The sequence below is a fragment of the Chryseobacterium sp. ERMR1:04 genome, from assembly GCF_001297705.1.
Taxonomy (GTDB): Bacteria; Bacteroidota; Bacteroidia; order Flavobacteriales; family Weeksellaceae; genus Chryseobacterium.
Window position 1 is genome coordinate 886669 of sequence record NZ_LIRF01000008.1, and the last position, 23548, is coordinate 910216.

The 23548-nt window shown below is 33.7% G+C and carries 22 protein-coding genes and 1 pseudogene; 6 read left to right on the forward strand and 17 right to left on the reverse strand.

Features of this window, described 5'->3' with window-relative positions; all coding sequences use genetic code 11:
• Window positions 1–24: 24 nt before the first annotated feature.
• From murD to mraZ, 7 genes and pseudogenes are all read right to left on the reverse strand, one after another.
• Complete coding sequence (gene murD, locus AMQ68_RS21295; RefSeq protein WP_054512892.1) at window positions 25–1350, reverse strand: UDP-N-acetylmuramoyl-L-alanine--D-glutamate ligase; 1326 nt, start codon at window positions 1348–1350, stop codon at window positions 25–27.
• Window positions 1351–1435: 85 nt separating this feature from the next.
• A pseudogene (mraY, locus tag AMQ68_RS21300) lies at window positions 1436–2782 on the reverse strand (phospho-N-acetylmuramoyl-pentapeptide-transferase).
• A 14-nt stretch (window positions 2783–2796) separates the two neighbouring features.
• Window positions 2797–4257, reverse strand: coding sequence for a UDP-N-acetylmuramoyl-L-alanyl-D-glutamate--2,6-diaminopimelate ligase (locus AMQ68_RS21305; RefSeq protein ID WP_054512590.1), 1461 nt, complete (start codon window positions 4255–4257; stop codon window positions 2797–2799).
• 195 nt (window positions 4258–4452) lie between these two features.
• Entirely contained in the window at window positions 4453–6444 is a 1992-nt protein-coding gene (locus tag AMQ68_RS21310; protein ID WP_054512591.1) for a penicillin-binding transpeptidase domain-containing protein, read from the reverse strand.
• The gene (locus tag AMQ68_RS21315; protein ID WP_054512592.1) at window positions 6428–6796 is read right to left on the reverse strand and encodes an FtsL-like putative cell division protein; all 369 of its coding nucleotides are present in this window, start codon (window positions 6794–6796) and stop codon (window positions 6428–6430) included. Before AMQ68_RS21315 ends, AMQ68_RS21310 begins: the two co-directional genes overlap by 17 nt.
• Before the next feature lie 71 nt (window positions 6797–6867).
• Window positions 6868–7761 (reverse strand): 16S rRNA (cytosine(1402)-N(4))-methyltransferase RsmH, encoded by an 894-nt coding sequence (gene rsmH, locus AMQ68_RS21320; protein WP_054512593.1) that lies wholly within the window; start codon window positions 7759–7761, stop codon window positions 6868–6870.
• Window positions 7762–7799: 38 nt separating this feature from the next.
• The gene (gene mraZ, locus AMQ68_RS21325; protein ID WP_054512594.1) at window positions 7800–8258 is read right to left on the reverse strand and encodes a division/cell wall cluster transcriptional repressor MraZ; all 459 of its coding nucleotides are present in this window, start codon (window positions 8256–8258) and stop codon (window positions 7800–7802) included.
• A 272-nt stretch (window positions 8259–8530) separates the two neighbouring features.
• On the opposite strand from mraZ, the gene AMQ68_RS21330 reads away from it, so the two are divergent.
• From AMQ68_RS21330 to AMQ68_RS21340, 3 genes are all read left to right on the forward strand, one after another.
• Window positions 8531–9292 (forward strand): alpha/beta fold hydrolase, encoded by a 762-nt coding sequence (locus AMQ68_RS21330; protein WP_054512595.1) that lies wholly within the window; start codon window positions 8531–8533, stop codon window positions 9290–9292.
• A gap of 62 nt (window positions 9293–9354) precedes the next feature.
• Complete coding sequence (gene yihA / locus AMQ68_RS21335; RefSeq protein WP_054512596.1) at window positions 9355–9978, forward strand: ribosome biogenesis GTP-binding protein YihA/YsxC; 624 nt, start codon at window positions 9355–9357, stop codon at window positions 9976–9978.
• Entirely contained in the window at window positions 9971–10423 is a 453-nt protein-coding gene (locus tag AMQ68_RS21340; protein WP_054512597.1) for a GNAT family N-acetyltransferase, read from the forward strand. Before yihA ends, AMQ68_RS21340 begins: the two co-directional genes overlap by 8 nt.
• A gap of 73 nt (window positions 10424–10496) precedes the next feature.
• On the opposite strand, the gene AMQ68_RS21345 is transcribed toward AMQ68_RS21340, so the two are convergent.
• From AMQ68_RS21345 to AMQ68_RS21385, 9 genes are all read right to left on the reverse strand, one after another.
• Window positions 10497–10790, reverse strand: coding sequence for a hypothetical protein (locus tag AMQ68_RS21345; RefSeq protein WP_054512598.1), 294 nt, complete (start codon window positions 10788–10790; stop codon window positions 10497–10499).
• Window positions 10791–10816: 26 nt separating this feature from the next.
• Window positions 10817–11887 (reverse strand): type I restriction endonuclease, encoded by a 1071-nt coding sequence (locus AMQ68_RS21350; RefSeq protein ID WP_054512599.1) that lies wholly within the window; start codon window positions 11885–11887, stop codon window positions 10817–10819.
• A gap of 9 nt (window positions 11888–11896) precedes the next feature.
• Complete coding sequence (locus AMQ68_RS21355; protein ID WP_054512600.1) at window positions 11897–12229, reverse strand: YegP family protein; 333 nt, start codon at window positions 12227–12229, stop codon at window positions 11897–11899.
• A gap of 13 nt (window positions 12230–12242) precedes the next feature.
• On the reverse strand, window positions 12243–12524 hold the full coding sequence (yidD, locus tag AMQ68_RS21360) for a membrane protein insertion efficiency factor YidD (RefSeq protein WP_054512601.1): 282 nt from the start codon (window positions 12522–12524) through the stop codon (window positions 12243–12245).
• Window positions 12496–12759 (reverse strand): hypothetical protein, encoded by a 264-nt coding sequence (locus tag AMQ68_RS21365; RefSeq protein WP_054512602.1) that lies wholly within the window; start codon window positions 12757–12759, stop codon window positions 12496–12498. The genes yidD and AMQ68_RS21365 overlap by 29 nt, the downstream gene beginning before the upstream one ends.
• 125 nt (window positions 12760–12884) lie before the next feature.
• Window positions 12885–13550 (reverse strand): response regulator, encoded by a 666-nt coding sequence (locus AMQ68_RS21370; protein ID WP_054512603.1) that lies wholly within the window; start codon window positions 13548–13550, stop codon window positions 12885–12887.
• Between the two features lie 12 nt (window positions 13551–13562).
• Window positions 13563–15203 carry an ATP-binding protein gene (locus AMQ68_RS21375; protein WP_054512604.1) on the reverse strand — a complete coding sequence of 547 codons (1641 nt, stop codon included), beginning with the start codon at window positions 15201–15203 and terminating at the stop codon, window positions 13563–13565.
• Between the two features lie 73 nt (window positions 15204–15276).
• Window positions 15277–15459: a hypothetical protein gene (locus AMQ68_RS21380; protein ID WP_054512605.1), complete on the reverse strand. Its 183-nt coding sequence runs from the start codon at window positions 15457–15459 to the stop codon at window positions 15277–15279.
• Between the two features lie 57 nt (window positions 15460–15516).
• Complete coding sequence (locus tag AMQ68_RS21385) at window positions 15517–15699, reverse strand: hypothetical protein (RefSeq protein WP_054512606.1); 183 nt, start codon at window positions 15697–15699, stop codon at window positions 15517–15519.
• A gap of 385 nt (window positions 15700–16084) precedes the next feature.
• Here AMQ68_RS21385 and AMQ68_RS21390 point away from each other — a divergent pair, with 385 nt between their 5' ends.
• Window positions 16085–16924, forward strand: coding sequence for a hypothetical protein (locus AMQ68_RS21390; protein ID WP_054512607.1), 840 nt, complete (start codon window positions 16085–16087; stop codon window positions 16922–16924).
• A gap of 74 nt (window positions 16925–16998) precedes the next feature.
• Window positions 16999–18798, forward strand: a complete 1800-nt coding sequence (locus tag AMQ68_RS21395; protein ID WP_054512608.1) for a metallophosphoesterase — start codon at window positions 16999–17001, stop codon at window positions 18796–18798.
• A gap of 289 nt (window positions 18799–19087) precedes the next feature.
• Here AMQ68_RS21395 and AMQ68_RS21400 read toward each other — a convergent pair whose 3' ends face one another.
• Complete coding sequence (locus AMQ68_RS21400; RefSeq protein WP_054512609.1) at window positions 19088–20155, reverse strand: phosphatidylinositol-specific phospholipase C1-like protein; 1068 nt, start codon at window positions 20153–20155, stop codon at window positions 19088–19090.
• Window positions 20156–20488: 333 nt separating this feature from the next.
• Between AMQ68_RS21400 and AMQ68_RS21405 the strand changes: the two genes are divergently transcribed.
• Window positions 20489–23533: a TonB-dependent receptor gene (locus AMQ68_RS21405; RefSeq protein ID WP_054512610.1), complete on the forward strand. Its 3045-nt coding sequence runs from the start codon at window positions 20489–20491 to the stop codon at window positions 23531–23533.
• Window positions 23534–23548 lie beyond the last annotated feature (15 nt).

Sequence of the window (23548 nt, forward strand, 5' to 3'; positions counted from 1 at the left end):
AATGTACGATGTACTTTTTTACATTTACTTTACTACTTGTTCTTTAAACTGACGACCTCTGTCTTCGTAGCTTTTGAATAAATCGAAACTTGCACAACATGGAGATAATAAAACAGTATCCCCATTTTTAGCTAAAGATTTTGATATTCTTACCGCTTCTTCCATACTTGAAGTGTCATAAATATATTCTTTCTTGTCTTTAAAGAAATCTATAATTTTTTGATTATCAATTCCTAAACAAACAATTGCTTTTACTTTTCTTTTAACGAGTTCCTCAATTTCTGAGTAATCGTTTCCTTTATCCTGTCCGCCAACGATCCAAACGGTTGGCGTTTTCATGCTTTCCAATGCGTAATAGGTTGCATTAACGTTGGTTGCCTTGCTGTCGTTGATGTATTTTACACCATCAATTTCAGATACCAGTTCCAGTCTGTGTTCTACAGCCTGGAAAGTCATTAATGAATTTCTAATACTTTCATTATTGATCTGCAATATTTTACCCGCGATAGATGCTGCTAAACTATTGGCAACATTATGATTTCCTAACAATGACAGCTCTTCAATTTTCATTGAGAATTCATCTTTTAATTTTACTGTAAGTTGATCTTGGTCTACAAAACCTCCTTCAGATAAACTTTCTTTGGTTGAAAAAGGAATCATTTTCGCTTTTACTTCTAATTTTTCAAGAATGTTTTTACTCATTTCATCATCTTTATTATAGATGAAGAAATTATCATTCTCCTGATTTTCAACGATTCTAAATTTTGCTAATGCATATTCTTCATAGTTGTAGTTATATTGATCTAAATGATCTTTTGATAAATTCAACAATAAAGAAATATAAGGTCTAAAATTCTGAATATCATCTAATTGAAATGAACTTACTTCCAATACATAATATTCATGATTTTCATCTGCAACTTGTTTTGCAAAACTGTAACCAATGTTTCCGCCTAAACCTACATTCAATCCGTCATTTTTCAGGATGTGGTAGATTAAAGAGGTTGTTGTTGTTTTTCCATTACTTCCTGTAATGGCAATGATCTTGGCATTCGTAAATTCCGATGCAAATTCAATTTCAGAGGAAAGTCTGATTCCTTTTAAATGAATTTTATTGATGATATCCGCTTTTTTCGGAATTCCCGGGCTTTTTACGATCCAGTCTGCATTTAAAATTCTTTCTTCATCGTGGCTTCCTTCTTCAAAATCAATTTCATTCTCCGTTAGAAATTTCTTATAGTTATCCTTAATGACTCCTTTGTCTGAAAGAAATACTTCCAAACCCTTTTTTTTAGCCAAATAAGCAGCGCCGCAACCACTTTCTCCTCCTCCTAAAACAACTATTTTCATATTAATCTTTTGGTATTTATGTATATTGTATTGATGTATTTGGTGAATCATCCATACGCTGATACATTTTACTTTTTACAAAATCTTATCTCATTTTTAAGGTGATAAGACATACAATTGCCAACATTACACCAATAATTATCATTCTGTTTACGATTTTACTTTCGTGAAAACCTTCTTTCTGATAATGATGATGTAGAGGTGACATCTTAAAAAATCTATTGTTCTGAGCATATTCCAGCCCATATTTTCTTTTTCTGTATTTGAAAACCACGACCTGTAACATAACAGATATGTTTTCTATTAAGAAGATCCCACATAACACAGGAATCATTAATTCTTTTCTTAAAATAATGGCTAACACAGCAATTACTCCACCCAACATTAAACTTCCTGTATCTCCCATAAAAACCTGTGCAGGATAGGTGTTATACCAGAAGAAGCCGATAACAGCTCCTACCATGGCGACCACAAAAATGGTGGTTTCACCCATATTGGGGAGGAACATAATATTGAGATAATCTGCAAAAATGATATTCCCGGAGACGTAGGTGAAAAATGCTAAAGCCATTAATATGACTGTACTTGTTCCTGCTGCGAGACCATCAATCCCATCCGTAATATTGGCTCCGTTGGAAACTGCTGTTACAATGAAGATCACGATTGGAATGAAAACAATCCATGCCCATTCATGAGCGTCTTTATCGTTCATCCAAAATAACATTCCACTATAATCGAACTCATTATTTTTAGCAAACGGAACGGTAGAAACAGTGATTTTTCTTGTAGAGCATCAATAGCACATCATGCACATCATGACTCTTGCACAATATATTCATTCCAAATCATTATTTTTAGCAAACGGAACGGTAGAAACAGTGATTTTTTCTGTAGGCATAAAATTCTGCTCTACATTATTTCTGTTCACTACTTTTGCGTCTGCATACTTTCTTTTAACCGTAATGTCGGGGTGAAAATACATTGTAACTCCGATAATTAGCCCTAATCCGACCTGTCCTACAATTTTAAATTTACCACTTAGTCCGTCTTTATTTTTCTTTACCTTTTTTAAATAATCATCTAAGAAACCAATGGCTCCCATCCAGATCACAGTAACAATTAAAAGAACAATATAAATATTGGTAATTCGGGTAAATAAAAGAACCGGAATAAGCGTTGCCAAAATAATGATAAGACCTCCCATGGTAGGAGTTCCTTCTTTTTGTTTTTGTCCGTCTAAACCTAAATCACGAACTAATTCTCCCATCTGTTTTGCTCTCAGATAGTTGATGATTCTTTTTCCGTAAACAAGAGCGATCGTTAAAGACAACAGAACAGCCATTCCGGCACGAAATGAAATGTATTTTAACATTCCAAGTCCCGGGATGTGAATTCCATGGGCGGTTAAATATTCGTATAGGTAGTATAACATGTTTTCTTTTTAATTTACTTACTCATTAACTTCCAGAGCTCAATAATTACTTCTTTGTCATCAAAATGATGTCTTACACCATTTATCTCTTGATACGTTTCATGACCTTTTCCGGCTACCAAAACAATATCTTTAGGTTCTGAGAATTTTATTGCCATTTTTATGGCTTCTCTTCTATCGGGAATTGAAGTGTATTTGCTGAAGTTTTGAGGTTCAACGCCTGCTTCAATTTCTTTTATAATTTGTGCGGGATCTTCTGTTCTTGGATTGTCTGAAGTGATAATCGCCAATGTTGATTTTTTACTGGCAATATTTCCCATTTCAGGTCTTTTAGAATGGTCTCTGTCTCCTCCGCAACCGAAAACGGTGATCAGTCTTTCATTTTTTGTTCTGATGTCATTAATGCTATCCAGAATGTTTTCCAAGGCATCCGGAGTGTGTGCATAATCTACAATGAAGAAAATTCCGCCATCTGATTTGAATGTTTCAAACCTTCCCGAAACCCTTTGTAGTTTACTGATCGCCTGAAGAATTTCATCCTGCTCAAAGCCAAGCTCAGAAGCAATTCCGAAAACCAACAGTAAATTGTAAACATTAAATCTTCCTGTTAATGTAGTCCAGAATTCTTTTCCATTGAAATTCAACAGCATTCCGTTGAAATCAATTTCCAATGATTTTCCGTGAAAATCTGCCATAGTTTTCAAAGCATAAGACTTTTTCGTAGCCTTTGTATTTTGAAGCATAACCATGCCGTTTTTATCATCTACATTGGTGATCGCAACAGCGGTATCCTGAAGTTCGTCAAAAAATCTTTTTTTCGTTTTTAAATACTCATCAAAAGTTTTGTGATAATCTAAATGATCGTGGGTAAGATTGGTAAATCCTGCTACTTTAAAATGAAGACCTTCAATTCTGTTTTGAGAAATGCCGTGAGAACTTACTTCCATGAAAGCAAATTCGCAACCTTCTTCAACTGCCTGAGCCAAGATTTTATTAATGGTAATAACGTCCGGAGTTGTATGCGTCGCCGGAATTATTTTTTCTCCAATTCTGATTTCAACTGTTGAAAGTAAAGCCGAATCGTAGCCTAAATTTTTAAATACATCAAAAAGGAGTGTAGAAACAGACGTTTTTCCGTTTGTTCCTGTAACTCCAATTAATTTCAATTTTTCAGAAGGATTTCCGTAGAAATTAGAAGCTAAATGACCTAAAGCTTTAGAAGAATCTTTTACTTTAACATAGGTAATGTCTTCATCCAAATTTTCAGGAAACTCTTCACAAACGATTGCTTTTGCTCCTTTTTCAATAGAAGATGCAATAAATGAATGTCCATCTACAACCGTTCCTCTCATTGCAATGTAAAGAGAGTTTTCCGTAACCTTTCTGCTGTCGAAAACCAATTCAGAAATCTCACGAGTGTTTTCACCGTGAATTTCTAAGACTGGAATTCTATTTAATAATTCAATTAATTGCATTTCTTTGATGCTTTATATTCTTAATAATTTTAACAGGATTTTATCCTGTCTATATTTAATTGTCTTTTCGGAATTCAATTCCATAAGTTTTACTTATGGCTATTAATATTGAACCCTTCGGGTTCTTTATCATTTAATTTTTAAATAGGATTATCATCCTATTCTTATTTAAATCGTCTCTTTGAGACTCTTTCCTTAATTCTGCAGAGACAAATAAATTCTCTGATTTTTACTAATTGTTGTGCCTTCTATAGGGAATTGTTCTTTGATTCTACCAACTCCTTTATAATCTACACGGTATCCTAAGTTTTCCAATTGTGGGATAATATTTTTACCAATTAATCCTACCACGCTTGGCATTTGCTTATTGTTTACTGCTATTTTCACATTAGGTTCCACCATTTTGTTAAGGTTTACCTTTCTGTCGACAAGCATTTCTTTTTCAACATTTTGAGGCGTCTTTAAGAATGTTTTTCCTGCAATCTCTTTAAACACTGGTGCAGAAACGGCTCCTCCGTAAAAACTTTTAGCCGTATTGGGCTCACTGATCATCACATAACATGTGTATTTCGGATTATCAGCCGGATAGAAACCTGCGAATGAAGCTCGGTATTTCATTGGACCAGGAAGCCAATATTCAAACCTTGCGGTTCCTGTTTTCCCTGCCATTTTTAGGTTGGGAGTAAAAATACTTCGTCCTGTTCCTTTTTCTACCGCCTTCGTTAATGCGCTGGTCATCATTTTAATTGCCTTTTCCGATGCTATTTTATTAACCATTACTTCAGGTTTTGCGCTATACATTACCTTTCCGTCCTTCATGATTTTGTCTATGAATAATGGTTTTAACATTTTACCACCATTAGCAACTGCGTTGTAGAAAGTTGTTAATTGTAATAAATTAATGTTAGATGAATATCCATAAGAGATAGAGGCTAATGTAGCCGCATTCCATCTTTTGTTTTCAGGTGTTAAGATCTTCGGTTTTGTGATTCCCGGAAGTTCGATGTCCATTTTATCAAACAATTTCCAACGTCTCAGATGATCAAGGAAAATCTGTGGTTTGTTGGCATAATACTTTGTGATCAGTTTTGAAGTTCCTACGTTACTGGATTTCGCCAATACATCACTGATGTCATAAACTCCACCACCATGACCGTCTGAAATCCTTTGTTTTGCATAGGTCCAAACTCCATTTCCTACATCTACGGTTGTATTTTCATCAATAAAACCATCATCCATTGCTGCCAATAAAGAAATGGTTTTGAATGTAGAACCCGGTTCGATATTATCCTTTATCGCATAGTTATAAGAATCTTCATAATTACCTTCTTCGTTTCTTCTTAAATTAACCATAGCACGAACTTTTCCGGTTCCAACTTCCATTACAATCACCGTTCCGTGTTTTGCTTCGAAAGAGATCATCTGTTTTTCTAATGCTGAATGGGCAATATCTTGAATTCTAAGATCTAATGTGGTGTAAACATCTTCTCCATCAATAGGTTCCTGAACTTTCCAGAAGTCGATAGGTTTCCATTGAGAAGAATTAATTCTCTGTTCCAATCTTTTTCCGTCTGTTCCTGTCAGATATTTTGAGAAAGCACCTTCCAGACCGGCTTTTAATTCGCCATTATCGATTCCGATTGTTCCGGCGCCGATTTCTGAGGTCGCTAATTCTCTTTTATAATTTCTATCGACAATAAAACCTCCTTTATTTTTCCCTTTTACAAAAATTGGGAAGTGTCTGATTCTGTCGTATTCGTCAAAATCAAGTCCTTTAACTAAAGTGTAATATTGATTCTTCTTTTTCTTTTGTTCGTCAAACTTTTGTCTGAATTCAGTTTTCGGCTTGTTGAACATTTTGCTTAAAGAATCTGATAAAGCTCCGATGTTGTTGTGATAGATGGTATCTTTCATCGTTTTGAAGTCTAAATAGATATCATAACGCATCACGGTAGTTGCCAAAATGGAACCATCAGAAGCAAATAAATTTCCACGAGCTGCTTTTAGGGTAGCTTCGCGGTAATTTTTATTGATATAATCGTCTTTGATCTCCTGAACATTGGTATTTTGAAGAATGATGATCCTTGCAATGAACATTACAAATACGCACAAAGCCACCACTGCGAAGAGGTAGCCCCACCTTAAGGTTCTTTTACGTTTGTTATCGTATTCATTTTGCTTTTGCATCTGTACTATCCAATTTTATTAGCAATTTATGAGGATGGTTTTCCAGTGTCATCAAAGAATCCCGGGCGACTTCTTTTCCCAATTGAGATTCCATTTTTACTTTAATCAGCTTACTTTGTGCGTAAGCGTTTCGAGATTTATATTCTTCTGTTTCTTCTTTTAGGGCGTTTACAATTTTAATTTTCTTATTGACGAGATGATTGCTGTAAATCATGGCCATCATTAAGATAAACAACAGTAAAAAATACTTGTAATGTATTTTTATCTCATCACGATTCAGGAAATTCCCTTTTATAATATCTATAAAAGTGAGTTTCTTCTGAGGGCGGGATGTTGTTGTTCTTTTTGCCACTTTATTTATTAGTAATTGGTAATTAGTAATGTGTAATATTTAAAAATTGCTTATTACCCATTACTCATTATTTATATTTTAATTCCTGTTCTCATTTTAGCACTTCTGGCTCTTGAGTTTTCTTCAATTTCCTTGTCATCAGGAATAATTGCTTTAGTCTTCACCAGTTCAAATACTTTTTTATAATTTCCGTAGATGTCTCTTGTAGGTTCCCCTTCGAACATTCCGTTTTTCAAGAATCTTTTTACCAAACGATCTTCTAAGGAGTGATAAGAAATCACGACCAATCTTCCTTCCGGTTTTAAAACATTGTATGCCTGAACAAGCATTTCTTTTAAAACTTCCAATTCCTGGTTTACCTCAATTCTAATCGCCTGGAAAAGCTGTGCATAAAACTTATTAATTTTATGCGGCGGAAGAAAACTGAAAAGCTTTTTCAAATCTTCCGTCGTATTGATGCTTTTAATTTTTCTGTGGTGAACGATGTCTCTAGCTAATTTCCTAGATTCTCTTAATTCTCCATAGTAATAAAAAATATTAGCCAGCTGTTCTTCCTCGTAATCATTGATTACTCTTTTGGCATCAAGGCCTTGCATTACATTCATTCTCATATCCAAAGGAGCGTTGCTTCTTGTGGAGAATCCTCTTTCGGCCTCATCAAACTGATGAGAAGATACTCCAAGGTCTGCAAGAACTCCATCAACCTGAGAAGCTCCATACATCAGTAAGGAGTTTTCTAAAAATCGGAAATTCTGATTGATCAACGTAAATCTTGGATCATCAATCGTATTTTTAAGTGCGTCTAAGTCCTGGTCAAAACCGAATAATCTTCCTTTATCAGAAAGTCTACTCAATATTTCTTTTGAATGGCCTCCGCCACCAAAAGTGCAGTCCACGTATGTTCCGTCTGGATTCGTTACCAAATCATCAACACTTTGCTTTAACAAAACGGGGTTATGATACATGTTTAAGTTGTGTTTTTTTCGCTTCTATTATTTAGCGGTTATTCTTCATCTAAAGAGCCCATCACGTCTTCGGCAAGGCTGGCAAAATCTTCTTCGTTGGTAGCGATCACTTTTTCGTAAGCGTCTTTATCCCAGATCTCAAACAATTCACCTGCGCTTGTTATCACAATATCTTTCTGAAGATTTGCGAAATGCATCAGGTCTTTTGAAATCTGTAATCTACCGGCATTATCCAATTCTACAGTTTTTACTCCTGCCGTAAACATTCTAATGAAATCAGCATTCTTTTTAATGAATCTGTTTAGTTTATTAATTTTGCCCATCAATTTATCCCATGCATTCATAGGATAGACTTCTAAACAAGATTGGAACACGGATCTTTTAACTACAAATGCCTTGTCTTCAAAGTCTTCCATCTGCTTTATAAGAGATGAAGGAACTTTTAAACGGCCTTTGTCGTCAATTTTGCACTCATATGTTCCAATGAAACTTTTCATTTGGGACAAATTTATATAATAATTTCCAAAATCGCCCACTTTTTCCCACTTTTTGACATAATGTTAATAAGTTTTATTAAAGATTGAAGATTTGCTATATAAGTTGTTGATAGTATTACCGTTGTATATTATGTTATTCGGCCCATAGGAAAGAGATTTTGAAAAAAAAGAATAAAAAGCGTGTTATTATATTATTTTTACTTTAAATTAGGCATATCAAAATATTTTTGAGGTTTAATTTGTATTTTTGCAAGGCTTTATTAAGGCATTTTATGATATTTAGTACAAAAAAAGAAAAGAAATATACCTTTGTAGAGGCGGGAGAAGGACATCCATTAGTGCTGTTGCACGGTTTAATGGGTGGTTTGAGTAATTTCGATAAGATGGTGAATTTTTTTTCCGATAGAGGATTTAAGGTCTATGTACCTCAGTTGCCGATCTACGATTTGCCAGTACTCAATACTAATCTTACCACATTAGCAAAATATATTATAAAGTTTATAGAGAGCCACATCGAGGGGCCGGTAACCATTGTTGGAAATTCAATGGGAGGTCACATTGGGCTTATACTTACTTTAGCAAGACCAGATTTGGTAAGCAATTTGGTTTTAACCGGAAGTTCCGGATTATATGAAAGAACATTTGGAGATAGTTTTCCGAGAAAAAATGATAAGTCATATATAAGGAAGAAAACAGAAGAGGTTTTTTATGATCCTGCTGTAGCAACTGAAGATCTTGTAGACGAGGTCTTTGGGGTGGTGAATGATAGAATGAAGGGAATAAAAACCGTAATGTTGGCCAGAAGTGCCATCAAACACAATATGTTAAATGATCTTCCTAAAATTGTAACACCTACGTGTTTGATTTGGGGGAAGCAAGATAATGTAACACCTCCGGAAGTTGCGATTGATATGCACAAGTTTATTCCTAATTCAGATTTGTTCTGGATTGATAAATGTGGGCATGCCGCAATGATGGAAAAACCAGACGAGTTCAATGAGGTTCTCTACAGCTGGTTAAAAGATAAAGTTTAAAAAAATATATTAAACCATTAAGAGTTTTTCTTAATGGTTTAATTTTCTAAAAAATATTCGAAATGGTTATTAAGACAGCAGAGTTCGTAAAGAGTAGTGGTAAATGGCAGGAATGTCCGGAAGCGACAATCCCTGAATATGCTTTTATAGGAAGATCAAATGTTGGGAAATCATCTTTGATCAATGCAATGCTAAACAGGAAAGATTTGGCAAAAACTTCGGGAACCCCAGGGAAAACTCAGCTTATTAATCATTTTATAATCAATGAAGACTGGTATCTTACTGATTTACCGGGATATGGTTATGCTAAGGTTTCAAAGGTAATGAGAAGGGATTTTGAGAAACTGATCAATAATTATATTCTGAACAGAAAGAATCTTGTGAATCTTTTTGTTTTGATAGATTCAAGACACAGCCCTCAGAAAATAGATCTTGAATTTATTGAATGGTGTGGAGAAAGTGGAGTGCCTTTTTCAATTGTTTTTACAAAAGTGGATAAATTGAAACCCAACATCGCAATAAAAAATGTAGAAGATTACCGAAATGAGCTTTATAAGACATGGGAAGATCTTCCGGAAATATATGTGACTTCTGCTGAAAAGAAAGAAGGATGTGATGAGATCCTAGATTTTATACAAACAACCAATGAGTTTTTAAAAAATAACAGTGTAAATTTCGATGAGTAATATTATTTGGAAAATTAAAACGTTTGAGGAATTTACCGTTCCTGAATTGTATAATCTTCTTAAGGCTCGCAGCGAAGTATTTGTAGTAGAGCAAAATTGTGTATATCTGGATGCGGACGGTTATGATCAGCAGGCGATTCATGTTTGGGCAGAGGAGGAAGATGGTGAAATTTTGGCGTATTGCCGAGTTTTCGACAAAGGCATTAAGTTTGAAGAAACTTCATTAGGTCGCGTTATAACCACACAAAAAGGACGAGGAAGAAGCTTGGGTAAGCAGCTTATACAATATGCTGTTGAAACCATAGAAAACCGTTATCATACTTCTGAGATCAGAATTTCTGCACAGGATTATTTATTAAAATTCTATGGAGATTTTGGTTTTATAGATACCGGAAAAAAATATTTAGAAGACGATATTCCGCACACGGAAATGATCAGAAAATAAAGAAAAGCGAAGAATAATTTCTTCGCTTTTTTGTTGATATATGTTGAGTGTTTTTAGTTTTTTTGTGATAAGATTAGTTACAACCAGAACAATAGGATCTGTCTACATATACTTTACTACTTCCCGAATAGTAATAACATCCGCCTCTAGATCCTACGTTTAGAGAATTTCCATTGTAAGTACATCCTTTACTTTGAGTGTATGACTTTGAGCTTTTCGTTTTGTTTCTTTTAGCTTTCGAAGTTTTTTTCTTTGGAGTTTTATTTGCATACTCCGTTTTAGAAATACTGCTGTTGGTTGCCGCTGAAAAGCTGGCAGGCCATAATAAGCTTATACCTAAAAGGCTTGTAAAAATTAGTGTTTTCATGGTTATTAGTTTTTAAATGGTTTTTATTAGTTATAGTTTTCTAGTGTTTTATGGAGCTCTTCTTTGAAATTATATATTTCATCAAGGTTATTGAGCAGAACTTTTTCTCCAGATTCTTTACCATTATGAAATGTTTCCAGATATTTATTAGCCGTATTAAAATGTAACCTGCACAGAGGCTTTCTGTTATTATCATCCAGCAAAATTCCGAAATAGGATAATGTGTCTCGATAGGCAATTCTTGATGAAGGTATTCTCTCTCTTAAAATAGCTTTTACAATTTGAAATCCTTCTAATTCTTCGTCTGTAGTGACAATTTTAGAATCAATATTTTCATCAATAGATTGAGAAGTTTTTACTCCTTCATCCTGTTTTTCAATCTGCTCATTGATACTTAATGCAGATTTAAGCCTGAAACTGATAGATTCGTTGATCGAAGTTGTTAACGCTTTCTTTGTATATTCTTTAAAAGAAATCATTCTGTTGGCGGTCATTGGTTTTTCAAAAAATCTGCTTACCAGAAGTTTTACCAATTCATCAGACGGTGCTTCAATTTCTTTTTCGAATTCTTTCCTGATGGCTTTGATATATTTTAATGCCTCTGCTGAATCTAAAATACTTTCAAGGTTGTAATCTTTTTTAGTAAAGCTTTCTAAGATTTTAATGGAGCTGTCTTTTAAGTCTTCAATATTGATGGTAAAAAAAGGCTTCTCATCCATAATATTGGGCTTTTCGAGATCAGTATAGAAATTATAGACAATTCCATTCGTAAGAACCCCAAATCTGGTTTTTGATACATGATAATATCTGTGAAGTTGAGAATTATGGGCATCAGCACTTTCTTTCCAATGTTTACATTCTATAATGAAAATAGGATTATCATTATGCTTAATTACATAATCTACTTTTTCACCCTTCTTCGTTCCAATGTCACAAGTGTGCTCCGGAATAACTTCGGTAGGATTAAAAATATCATACCCTAAAATTTGTATAAAAGGCATAACAAAAGCATTTTTTGTTGCTTCTTCAGTGCCTATATGATCTTTTAAGCCAACTACTTTCTGATGTAATTGTTCAAGTTTTATTTTTAAATCCATTGCTTTTTTTTAAATAGTTTCATCAACGATTTCGGCATATGGTGCATTGGTTTTCACTGAAACAATACCAATCTCCATAGACGCTTTTGAACTGTAGTATTGGCTTTTACCAATAATTTCACCGTTTCTAGCTTTCAGTACAAAATAATCTTTATCATTTACGGCAACTCTTCTGTCGTACCTCGCGTCATCTATGGAGTTGATTCTTACAGATTCAATTCCTTTAAGGCAAGATGCTTTTTGAACATAGCCTTCACTGGTTAAAATAATCTCGCCGTTTCCTGCTTTTAAGTTGAATTGATATTCGTTGTCTTTTCTTTTAGTGATAATAAATTTTCCCATGATTAATATTTTTTTAGTTTAAAAACCTTTTTGAAATTTCTTCTTCTTCAAGGATTTGATTTCCAGGTAAAATAATTTGAAGTTTTTTTGTAATTGGGTTTTCAATAATATGAGCTCCAGATCTGCAATTTTGGAACCTATATTTGAATGCTTTTAATCCTGCAATAAAGCCTTGATGTATTGTTTTTTCATAAACATGTTTTGAACAGCTTATTCTGAAGATACATTTTTTCCTCTTTTGGGCAGGAATACAAAACCAGTATATTTTAATGAGAAGAATAAGTAGATTTTTCATTTTCTTCTTTTGAGAATACAATCATTTGATATGAAGTCATGTAGCCTTTTTGAGTTTCAGTTCCAAAACACCCTGTTATGGGTTGAACATAAGTAGAAACACTTTCTAATCTTACATAATTCCAGCCTTGGTTGGTTTGAGCTGCTATTAAGTCTTCTAATTGTTGAGCAATGTTACTTGAGTTCATATTTTGATGATTTGCTGTTGCTACAAATGGGATTACTTTATATTCCATGATTCGTTTTATTTGATATTCCAAAAATAGAACTATATAAAAATCAATCCTTACGGGAATCCGTAAAACGAAAAAACCTTCCAAAAAAATTGAAAGGTTTAATAGAATATGTTTTAGAAATCTCGTTAAATAATCCCCAGATCTTTACAAAAAGCAACCAATTGTTCATTGCTGGTGACCTCCAATGCTTCTTTTAAGCTGTTTAATCTTTTCTCTACACTGCTTAAACTATTGGGTCTGATGTTGTTGTTTTGAAGATAGACAGGAATGTTTTTTTGCAAAACGCCTTGTGATAGGAGGGATACTAACGTAATGTCATAAGTAGAAAACTCATAATTGTTGAGCTTTTTTACTTCCTGTTTAAGATCCAAGGATAGGTAGTTCTCATTAACGTAGACAGAAGCAATGGCCTTTTTTAAATCTTTTGAATCATTTCTTGCTTTGCGTACATAGCCGTTGATTTTAGATTCTGTAAAAAGAGAATGGATTACTCCAGATCTGTGTTCTGCGGAAAAAACAATCACTTTTAGCGAAGGCTGAATAGCTCGTAATTGCTGTACCAGTTCTATTCCGTTTTTTATATTTTGCTTATGATGATCTTCTTCGTAATAAAGATCTGTGATTAATAAATCATAGGTATCTTTTTCGCGGATAGATTTTTGAACTTTAGCCAAGGCGTCATCACAATAGGAAACATAGTCAACATTGGGAACATTCAATTCTTCTAATGTTTTTTGTATAGAAATACTGATACTTTCGTGGTCTTCGGATATTAAAATTTTTTTAAACATTGTTTTCTTTTTTTAAATAGGAAATGAAATAGTAATCTTCAATCCTTTTTCGATTTCGGTATCAAAAATAATTTCTCCGTGGACATTTTCAATACGGGAAACCGTACTCGTGAGGCCATTCTTATAAATTAATTCTCCAGAGATGCCTATACCATTGTCTGTGTAGGAAATGGTGATGAAATTATTTATTCTTTCAAATTTGAATACTACTCTGTCTGCCTGACTGTGTTTTTTCATATTGACCAACAGTTCTCTAACGATTTGGTAAACTTCCTCTTGGGTTGATATTTTTAAATCTTTCCAAATTGTTTTGTCATTTCCGGCTACATAAGTGTTAATTGATTCATTTTTAAAGGAAGCAATAAGCTCTGATATTTTTTTACTGAAATCTTCCTCCTCCTCTTTTGAATCTATTTTTTCGTAAGAAATATCTCTGGATTTTTCATAAACAAATTCCAGTTCATCCAGCATTTCATTTTTATCAATATTCTCCTGATTTTCAATTTTAGCCATTACCTGATAGATGCCATTGGCAACAACGTCGTGAACTTTTTTGGAGAGTTTAAGTTGGTTGTTTTTTATTTTTAATTCGTTTTCTTGCTGGAGTCTTTTCTTTCTTCTTTTATATAGAAAGAAGCCGCCGATTAATAGTAAGGATAAAGCTGCTAATCCAATATTTCGCTGGATAAGCCCTACTTCTTTTTCTGCGTTTTCAGTTTTTAATTTTTCAGAATCAAATCTTATAAGTGCAAATTGATTTTTAGAATTATTTCTTACAGTTTGAAGGCTATCTTCTAATTTAGAATATCTCTGAAAAGAGATTTTGTAGCTTTTTGAATCTAATTCAATAATTTTTTTTAATGCTTCTAGTTGATCATCAGGACTTTTTATTTTTTTTGAAACTTCATACATTTTGGATGCATGAAATAATGCTTTTTCAGAATTTTTATTTGTAAAATAATCGGCAAGATGAGAATGACTGGAATTTTGGCCCCATAAGTCATTCTCGATTTCTCTTATTTTTAAAGCTTTTAAAAGATCTGGCTCTGGATTGTAATTTGGATTCGCAAGCCATTTAGATACAGCGAGATTTGTTAATGCAGTTGGATATGTTTTATTATTACTTTTAGAATTAGTTAGTATTGTCTTATAGATTTTAATTGCTTGGCGATACTCTTTGTTTTCCTTGTACACATTTCCAAGATTATTTAATGCAATTATCTTATTAGGTTCATCATTTGCAAATTTTAAAGCCAGATTATGAAATCTAATCGCATTTTTATAGTCTTTCAAATTATCACTTGATATTCCAAGATTGTTGTAGTTTGAATATATATAAGAGAATTGATCTTTATCATTTTCATTAAAATATTTAATTGCTTGAGTAGAAATTAATTGCCCGCTATAATAATCCCCTTTATTAGTTGATATTATTGCGATATTAATTAGGCACTTGCCCTCCATTACTCTATTTTTATGTTCCTCAAAAATATCTTTAGCTTTATCAAAATAGACATATGCGCTATCTTCATTTTTTTTCTCTAAAAATTCAAAAGCTCTATCATAATAAGGATTAGGCTCATTACTATTCTTTTGTTTGTCTGAACAATATGTTAAGGTAAATATGATAAAAAATAAAATGTATGATTTCAAGATTGTTAGTTTTAATCTAATTTAAATAAAATAAGCGAAAGAATTTCTTTCGCTTATTAATTAATACTACTAATTATTTTCTGGGAGGTGTTTGCCCAGTATCTCCTCCAGTATCTCCGGGGTCAATACCTACCTCCGGATTGCTTTGTCCTCCAGTTTGGTTAATCAACATATTTTGATTGTTATTGGATGTTGTTGTATTTGCATTATTATTTCCAAATACTAAACCTAGTAGCATTATGATAAAATTGATCATATTTTTTAATTTAAAGTTTATTACAAAAATATGAAAAGTAGAAATGCCTTTCTCTTTTTATTTTTTAGGAGGGACTTGTATTGTATCTCCTCCTGTATCTCCCGGATCAACTCCACCACCTGGATTACTCGGTCCTCCACTTTGTATTGTTATTGGATCTTGATTGTTATTACACGTTGTTGCATTAGCGTTGTTATGTGAGAATGCTAAACCTAATAGCATTAATATAAATTGTAACATAGTTTCAAAAAATTTATTGTTAAAGCATTCGTGTTCTTCCCTGCGAAACAGATCGCAGATAGTTTGACACGGTTAAAAAAAATTGAAGCGCTTCTAAAATTTTTTGGGAAGTGAACCTTCAAAAACGGAAGAGAAACATCTGCTTCCCAACCCGGAGTTTTCTTCCGTTTTATCTGGTGATTTAGAAATCAGTTTTGTACATTTGTTTTTGTAATGTTTTGTTTGTCACTGATTTCTGAAGCAAAGATGCGACAATGGAGGAGGCGGGTGTTAGACAAAACATAGACATCGATAGACAAGAAATGGACAGGAGTTTTGTTACGGAAACCCGTAATGCGACATGATGAAAAATCACCTATTTTGTAATAGCCTATAAAAACTAATTATGTCCAAGAAAAAACTACTAATTCAGGAAGTATTTAAGCGTGCAAAAGATGAATCTCAACGAGATACTAAAAATGGCTTAGCCTCTTATTTATGGCTCTATTTTAAAGAGGATCTAGGTTTTCCAATAAATGATAAGAGTTTTGCAAGATATTATGACGCCTACATACTAGGAGACGGAGATATTAATATTCAACCAGATAGGCTCGATAAATTAAGTGAATATGTTGGTTTCAAAGATTTCGCAGACTTTTCCAGAACTTTTATTAAGAAAGACGAAGAAGCGAACAAAACCACAGTCAAAATAAGTGTGGATGAAGATGAGGAGTCTTTAACAGAAAAGCTTTCAAAAATTATTATCAACATAACGAATGAACAGCACTTCAAAATGCCAGACTTGATGAAGAAAAATGGACTAGGCATTATGGAAATCGGTTTATTGTTGTGTCTTGTAACAGGGAATGTTGTTTTTTCTAATAATAAAAAGATATCTCCTATGGGTTTTATGTCAAGTGGAAATCCGGCTATTGAGAAAAAGTATATGTATTGGGACGGGGAAAGATATATGGCAACAGACAGCAGTTATATTAATCCTGGGATTGATATCGTTGCGATGAACGCGCACAAATTTTTACACTTTAAAAAGATCATGAGAAAAGATACTTTGACTGAAATGAATGCTTTGGGAAAAACATGGTATTCAAAATACAACAGCGGAGTAGAATTTTTTACGGATGATGGGGTAGATCCGGAAACCGGAAGAGAATTAAGAAGATCAACACCGCTTATTATATTTAAATATGCAGGAAAGCCACAAGATTCAATAGAGGTGCAAGAATAAATTTCATTCACAATTATTTAAAATTCAATTAAAACAATTCACATGAGAATCGCTTACTTTCGTCTTATTTTAAGATGAACAAAGGAATATTCTCACTTTTACTTTTTGCTTTTACTTTATTTTCGGCTCAGGAGAAACCTGTGCAAATTGCATTTCTTTCAGATGTGCATTTTCAGGATTTGTATGGAAGCTTTTCGGATAATGATTTTAAAGGAATTATCAACCCGAAAACAGGAAAGCCAACCATTTTGAGAACAATGGATTCTCAACTACATTCCACAAGGGTTTTTAATGAAAATTATTTTGCCTTTCTAAAAGCATTAGATGATATTGCTGCAAAAGGGATTAAAATAGTTGCCATGCCCGGAGATTTTTCAGATGATGGACAAGCCTATAACTTGCGTGGGCTCCGTAAAATTTTAGATCAGTATCACCAAAAATATGGAATAGATTTTTACCTGATCACAGGAAACCATGATCCTGTTGGTCCGTTTCGACAGGACGCAGGAAAAGATGATTTTTTAGGGGAGAATGGAAGCTCATTAGGGATTTACAGCAAAGAGAACTTGGGTAAAACAACACCTAAGATCATCACAAAAGATATTGCAGAATCAGGGTATTTGGATATTTTGGATGAATTAAAAGACTTCGGTTTTTATCCGAAAGAAAAAGATCTGTTTTGGAGCACTCCTTTTAGTCAAGATCAAGATTCATATATAAATTATTCCTATCCAAAAGCTATTCAACAAGCCGTATACACCCAAAGAATGTATGACGTTACCAAAGGATTTTCTGTACCGGATTTAAGTTATGTTGTTGAGCCCGTAAAAGGAATTTGGATGTTGGCCATTGATGGAAATACTTATATCCCTAAAAACCTCAACGGAAATTCTAATAATCCTTCTAACTACTATGGAGCAAGCATTGGGTATAATAATGTCTTGACGAATAAACAACATTTGATTAAGTGGGTGAGAAAAATTGCAGATGAAGCGAAATTGAATGGTAAAACCCTGATCGCATTTACGCATTACCCAATGATTGATTTCAATGATGGAGCTACCAACGAGATCAAAAATTTGTTGGGTGAAAAAAAATGGCAACTGGAGCGTGTACCAGAAGAAGAAGTAGCCAAAGTATTTGCAGATGCAGGTTTACAAATTCATTTTGCTGGACATATGCATATCAATGATACAGGAATAAGAAAGATTGATGGTAAAATGTTAGTCAATGTTCAGGTTCCTTCATTGGCGGCCTATTTGCCGAGCTATAAAATTCTCACTATCCATTCTTCTGACAAAATGGAGGTACAGACAGAAGTTTTGAATGATGTTCCTCATTTTGATGATCTTTTTCCTTTATATGAAAAGGAATATCAAGCATTAAGTCAAAATAAAAACACTACACTTTGGAATAAAGACATTTTGAAAACAAAATCTTATCATGATTTCATGCTATTTCATTTAAAAGAATTGGTTCGCTTAAGGATGATTCCGAATGATTGGCCTAAAGAATTTATAGAGAAAGCAAAATCTTTAAATGGAGAAGACTTGCTTGTGATGGGACAAAATTCAGGATCTGAAGTAACACAAAAAGGAATTCAATCAAAAGGATTCAAGAAATGGAGTTTTGAAGATTTGTTACTTGATCTGTATAAATTTCAATCAGCGGATGAGTTGGCGAAAAAAGATATTCCAAGAGAAAGGCTACAGCAATATCAGCAATTGGAAAAGCTGTATGAAGCTAATACTTCTCAAGATCCTTTTGTCAAACAATTAAAATCGGTTTTTAAAATTCTTTCTTTGCTCTCAAACGGAGATCCGGCAGATCATTTTGAAATTGACTTGAAAAAGCAGGAGATAAAAAGATTGTAGTTTTTTAATTCTCGCAGATTTTAGAGATTACGCAGATGTTTACCCTTGTCAAGGTTTTAAACCTTGACAAGGGTAATTTATTGAAAATAAAACAATTAACAAGGTAAATGTTCTTAAATTTCTTATTTAAAGTTTTTTTAAGGATAAATAATTTTACTACTTGAAGCTTTAACGTAAACTTAATCCAATCAATGTGTTGATTCACCTTTGCGTTAAAAGATCAGACAAAGCAACCAAATTAAAAAGACTGCCCAAAAGTTAGACAGTCTCTCCTTTACTATGATTTTAATTATTTTCCTATCACAGGATTTTTCCTTTCATACGTATTGTTATCAAAGCTGATTGTATAGTTTGATTTAAAAAGTTTACTCGGAAGATAATAATCTGTAGTGATAACCTGAGCACCGCTTTCTTTAGCTTTTTCAAATCTTGAATAATCTTCTTTTCTGGCTTCCATGGTATCGGCATCGGCCCTGGTACGAATGATATAGCCTTGTTTTACGAGAGCATTAATCTCAGGACTTGGGTCATTCCTAAATAAAACCGCAGATTCTGGTGTTCCAGGGGTAGAGTTGGTAAAGACCATTCTTCCTTTTAATGATGGATGATCTTTCATATAAAGATCTCTGTTTTCACTGTTATTATCCAGTACAAAAAAAAATTTACCTTTCGCATCTTTTACTTTTGGCCAATTCTTTTTAAGAACCGCTTCATTCAATGTGTTATAAGAACCTCTGATTTCATCAGGAGTAATGATTTTATTTTTACCTAAATATTTTTTCAACTCATTATCTAAATCATCAAATAGCTGAGAAGTATAGTGTTCAGGTTCTGTCCCAAATGTATTGGGTTCTCCGTCTTTGGGTTCCAATGTAATGAATACAGGATCATGGTCAGGGTGGGCGTCTGACCACTTTTTCAAATCTTTCAGGCAATCTTCCAGCGTGTAATACCAAGTCTGATAATCAATATCTGTAATGTGAATCATTTTGTAACCCGGCTTTTTCATTTTTCCTTCAGGATCGAAAGGCTGTGTTGTTTTAACAAGATCTAAAATCTTTGGATGAGCATATTTTCCTCCTTTACTGTCTGCGTAGACATCAATTTCAAGATTTCGAAGGCCTAAATCTAATTGTTGAGGTATAGGGATGTGTTCATATTGAATTCTAGGCAGAAAATTCATAGAATCTTTCTTCGATAAATAGCTATAAACCTCAGGAAGAATAGCTTTTTTATAACTATTATGAGAGCCAATTACCTGAATTTCATTAATTTTTAAATCATTAAGGTTTTTGGACTGCGCCCAAAATAGGTTTAAAGAAGAGAGGTATAAGACTATAAAAACGGGATTTTTCATTTCGTCAATTTTTGTAATGGCGAAATTAATGACTCTTCGTTTCTGACGATTTACATATTATGTTAAGTGTTCTTTAAGATTGTGTGAATGAGAAAAAACACAACTTTTTAAGTTGTTGATAATGAGTGTGTTTTTATTTTCTCTTTTTGAGATATTTATGTTTTGTTGATTTTAAGATAATATTATGTTAAAGTGATTTCGTGGAAGATCATTTTACTTTGTATGCCGAAAATGAAACGAAGATCAAGTTAAAAAAAACCACTGTTACGGGAATAACAGCGGCTTTTTTACTAAGCAAAGCAACGTTTATTACAATTTACTTTACTTAATGATATGTACCACAAAATTATTTTTTTTAAATTTAAAAAGCTAATTCCGATCGCATTGATATTTTTGGTGTCCAATCACGCCAATGCAGAAGGATTTACAACAAGTTATCCTGCTTTTTCGCAGGTGAACGAAACTATTTCCGGCCTCGTGCAGGATCAGGAAGGATCGGCTATTGAAGGCGCAAAGATCTCTGTTGTAGAAACAGGGGCTACAGCAACTACAGATGCTCTGGGAAATTTTTCTATTTCCGCTTCTGTAGGGCAAACGTTATCTATTTCTTATGATGGATATGAAGTTCAAAAAGTGAAAATCACCTCTTCTTCAGTTTCGATTAAGCTACAATCTAAAAAAGGAGCAACTTCTATTGAAGAGGTTACTTTGGTAGGGTATGGTTCCCAGAAAAAATCTGATTTAACAGGAGCGGTAAGTCAATTGAAAGCAGAAAATTTCAAAGAAGGAATGAATATTTCAGTTGATAATTTGATGCAGGGAAAAATCGCCGGTGTTCGTATCGTTCAGTCGAGTGGAGAGCCTGGCGCAGGAGTGAATGTTTCCATCAGAGGGATTGGCTCTATCAGAAGTGGTAGTACACCTTTATTCGTTGTGGATGGGGTTCCTTTGAGTAATGATGCGGTAAGTGCACAAAGTCCGAACGTTGGTTTGGGAAATGCTCAGGCGAAAAACCCGTTAAATTTCTTGAATACATCAGATATTGAATCAATCACTGTTTTAAAAGATGCCTCTGCAGCGGCTATTTATGGAGCAAGAGGATCAAATGGTGTTGTTTTGGTAACGACCAAAAGAGGAAAGAAGGGAGAGCCGATGTTTACGTATGATACGTATTTAGGTTTTTCTTCTGTGATTAAAAAATTAGATTTAATGACTGCTGATGAATACAGAGCAGCAGGCATCAATAAATTATATGACCATGGCGGAAATACTGACTGGCAGGATGAAATTTACAGAAATGCAGTTTCATCGAATCATTCGGTATCGTTCTCAAAAGCTACGGAAACTGGGAATTATTTTGCGTCAATTTCTCATATGGACCAAGATGGTATCGTGCTGAACAGTAGCTTCAAAAGAACAACTGCCCGTTTGAACGCCGAAGAATCTTTCTTTGATAGCAAAAGATTAAAGATTAAAGTAAATCTTACAGCAAGTGACATCAAAGAAACAGGAATTCCGAATGGTGGAAATGCAGGATCTGATGGTCAGGTAATTATTCACGCTTTAATGGCGAATCCTACCCGTTCTGTATATGATGAAAATGGAAATTATACCAATTTCAATATGAATGCTCACTACAACCCGTTGTATTTGTTAAGTGTTTACAGTGACAAAACCAATACATTCAGAGTGTTGGGGAATACGGAAGCTACGTTGAGAATTTTACCGGGATTAAATTATAAATTCAATTTAGGGATCGATAAAACAATGTCGGAAAGGAATACAACAATGTATCCGAATGTTACCGACAGAACCCCAAAAGGATCGTATGTTCAAGCAAACCTAGATTCTTATAATGTGCTTTTGGAACATTATTTAACGTATGACCTTAGCTTAAATAAACACAATTTCAGCTTATTGGGAGGGTTCTCGTATCAAAAATTCAAATCTACAGGAACTTATTTTGGAGTAAAAGATATTGCAGCTCAGGGAGCGGGAGTTGCTCCGGAACTTAATCCTGGATATTCTGGAACAGCATTTGTTCCGGGAGCTGGATACGCTCAGGAGAACGAACTGCAGTCGTATTTCGGAAGAGTAAATTACAATTTTGATAAAAAATATTTATTAACGGCTTCATTAAGAGCAGACGGATCTACACGATTTGGAGATAATAATAAATATGGATATTTCCCTTCAGTTGCTGTAGGTTGGACGATTTCAAATGAAAATTTCCTGAAAGATTCTCAGTTTGTTAATGAATTAAAATTAAGAGGAAGCTGGGGGCAGACAGGAAATCAGGAGGTTATCAATAAGATTACGAAGGCAAGTTCTTCATTGACGCAGGCTGCGGGGTATTATTTATATCCTAATTTAGATTTGATCAATGGAGTTTCTATCAACAGAACTGTAAATCCTGATCTGAAATGGGAGGTTGTGGAGCAAACCAATATTGGTATGGACTTTAGTTTATTTAAAAACAAATTATACGGATCATTGGAATATTATCACAAGACAACAAAAGATCCGATCTTAAATATTCCTTCAACTCCTTTAAGTCCTACAAGTACAGTTTGGAGAAACGTAGATGCAAAGATTGTAAATAAGGGTTTTGAATTGTCTTTAGGTTCAGAAATTATTAAAAATGAAAATTTCACATGGAATTTTGACGTAAACGGGGCAACAGTAAATAACGTGGTGAAAGATCTTCCTGTTTCTGCAATTTATACTGGAGAAGTTTCAGGGCCTGGGCTTTCAGGAGTTACAGCTAATATTTACAAAAATGGGTATGAAGCAGGATCTTTTTATATGTACAATTATTTGGGAGTTGATGCCAATGGAAAATACATGTATGAAGATCTGAACGGAGACGGAAAAATTGACCAAAATGACAGAAAAATTTTCGAAGGAGCTATTCCAAACTTTACGTTCGGGATCAATTCTTACATGAAATACAAGAAGTTTGATTTTTCATTCTCTTTCATCGGACAGACAGGAGGTTATTTGGTTAATAATACCGCGTTAGATTTAAATATCAACAACTTAGCTTCAGACAGAAACGTGTTGAAAAACTTCTATGATTCGGGAGCGAGCTTTACCAACCAGCCGCAATTATCTTCATTATATCTTGAAAAATCGGACTTTATTCGTCTGAATAATGTAAGGCTAGGATATACTTTCGACATGACTCAGTTGAAATTTTTGAAAAGCATCAATTTGTATGTAAGTGCACAGAATTTATTTACAATTACGAATTATACAGGTTACGATCCACTTGTTGATACGAACAAACAGGTTGAAGGAAACCAGTCTTTAGGGATTGATTATACGACGTATCCGTCTGCGAAAACTTTTATTTTGGGAGCAACTGTTAAATTTTAATTTAAGTTAAAGGAA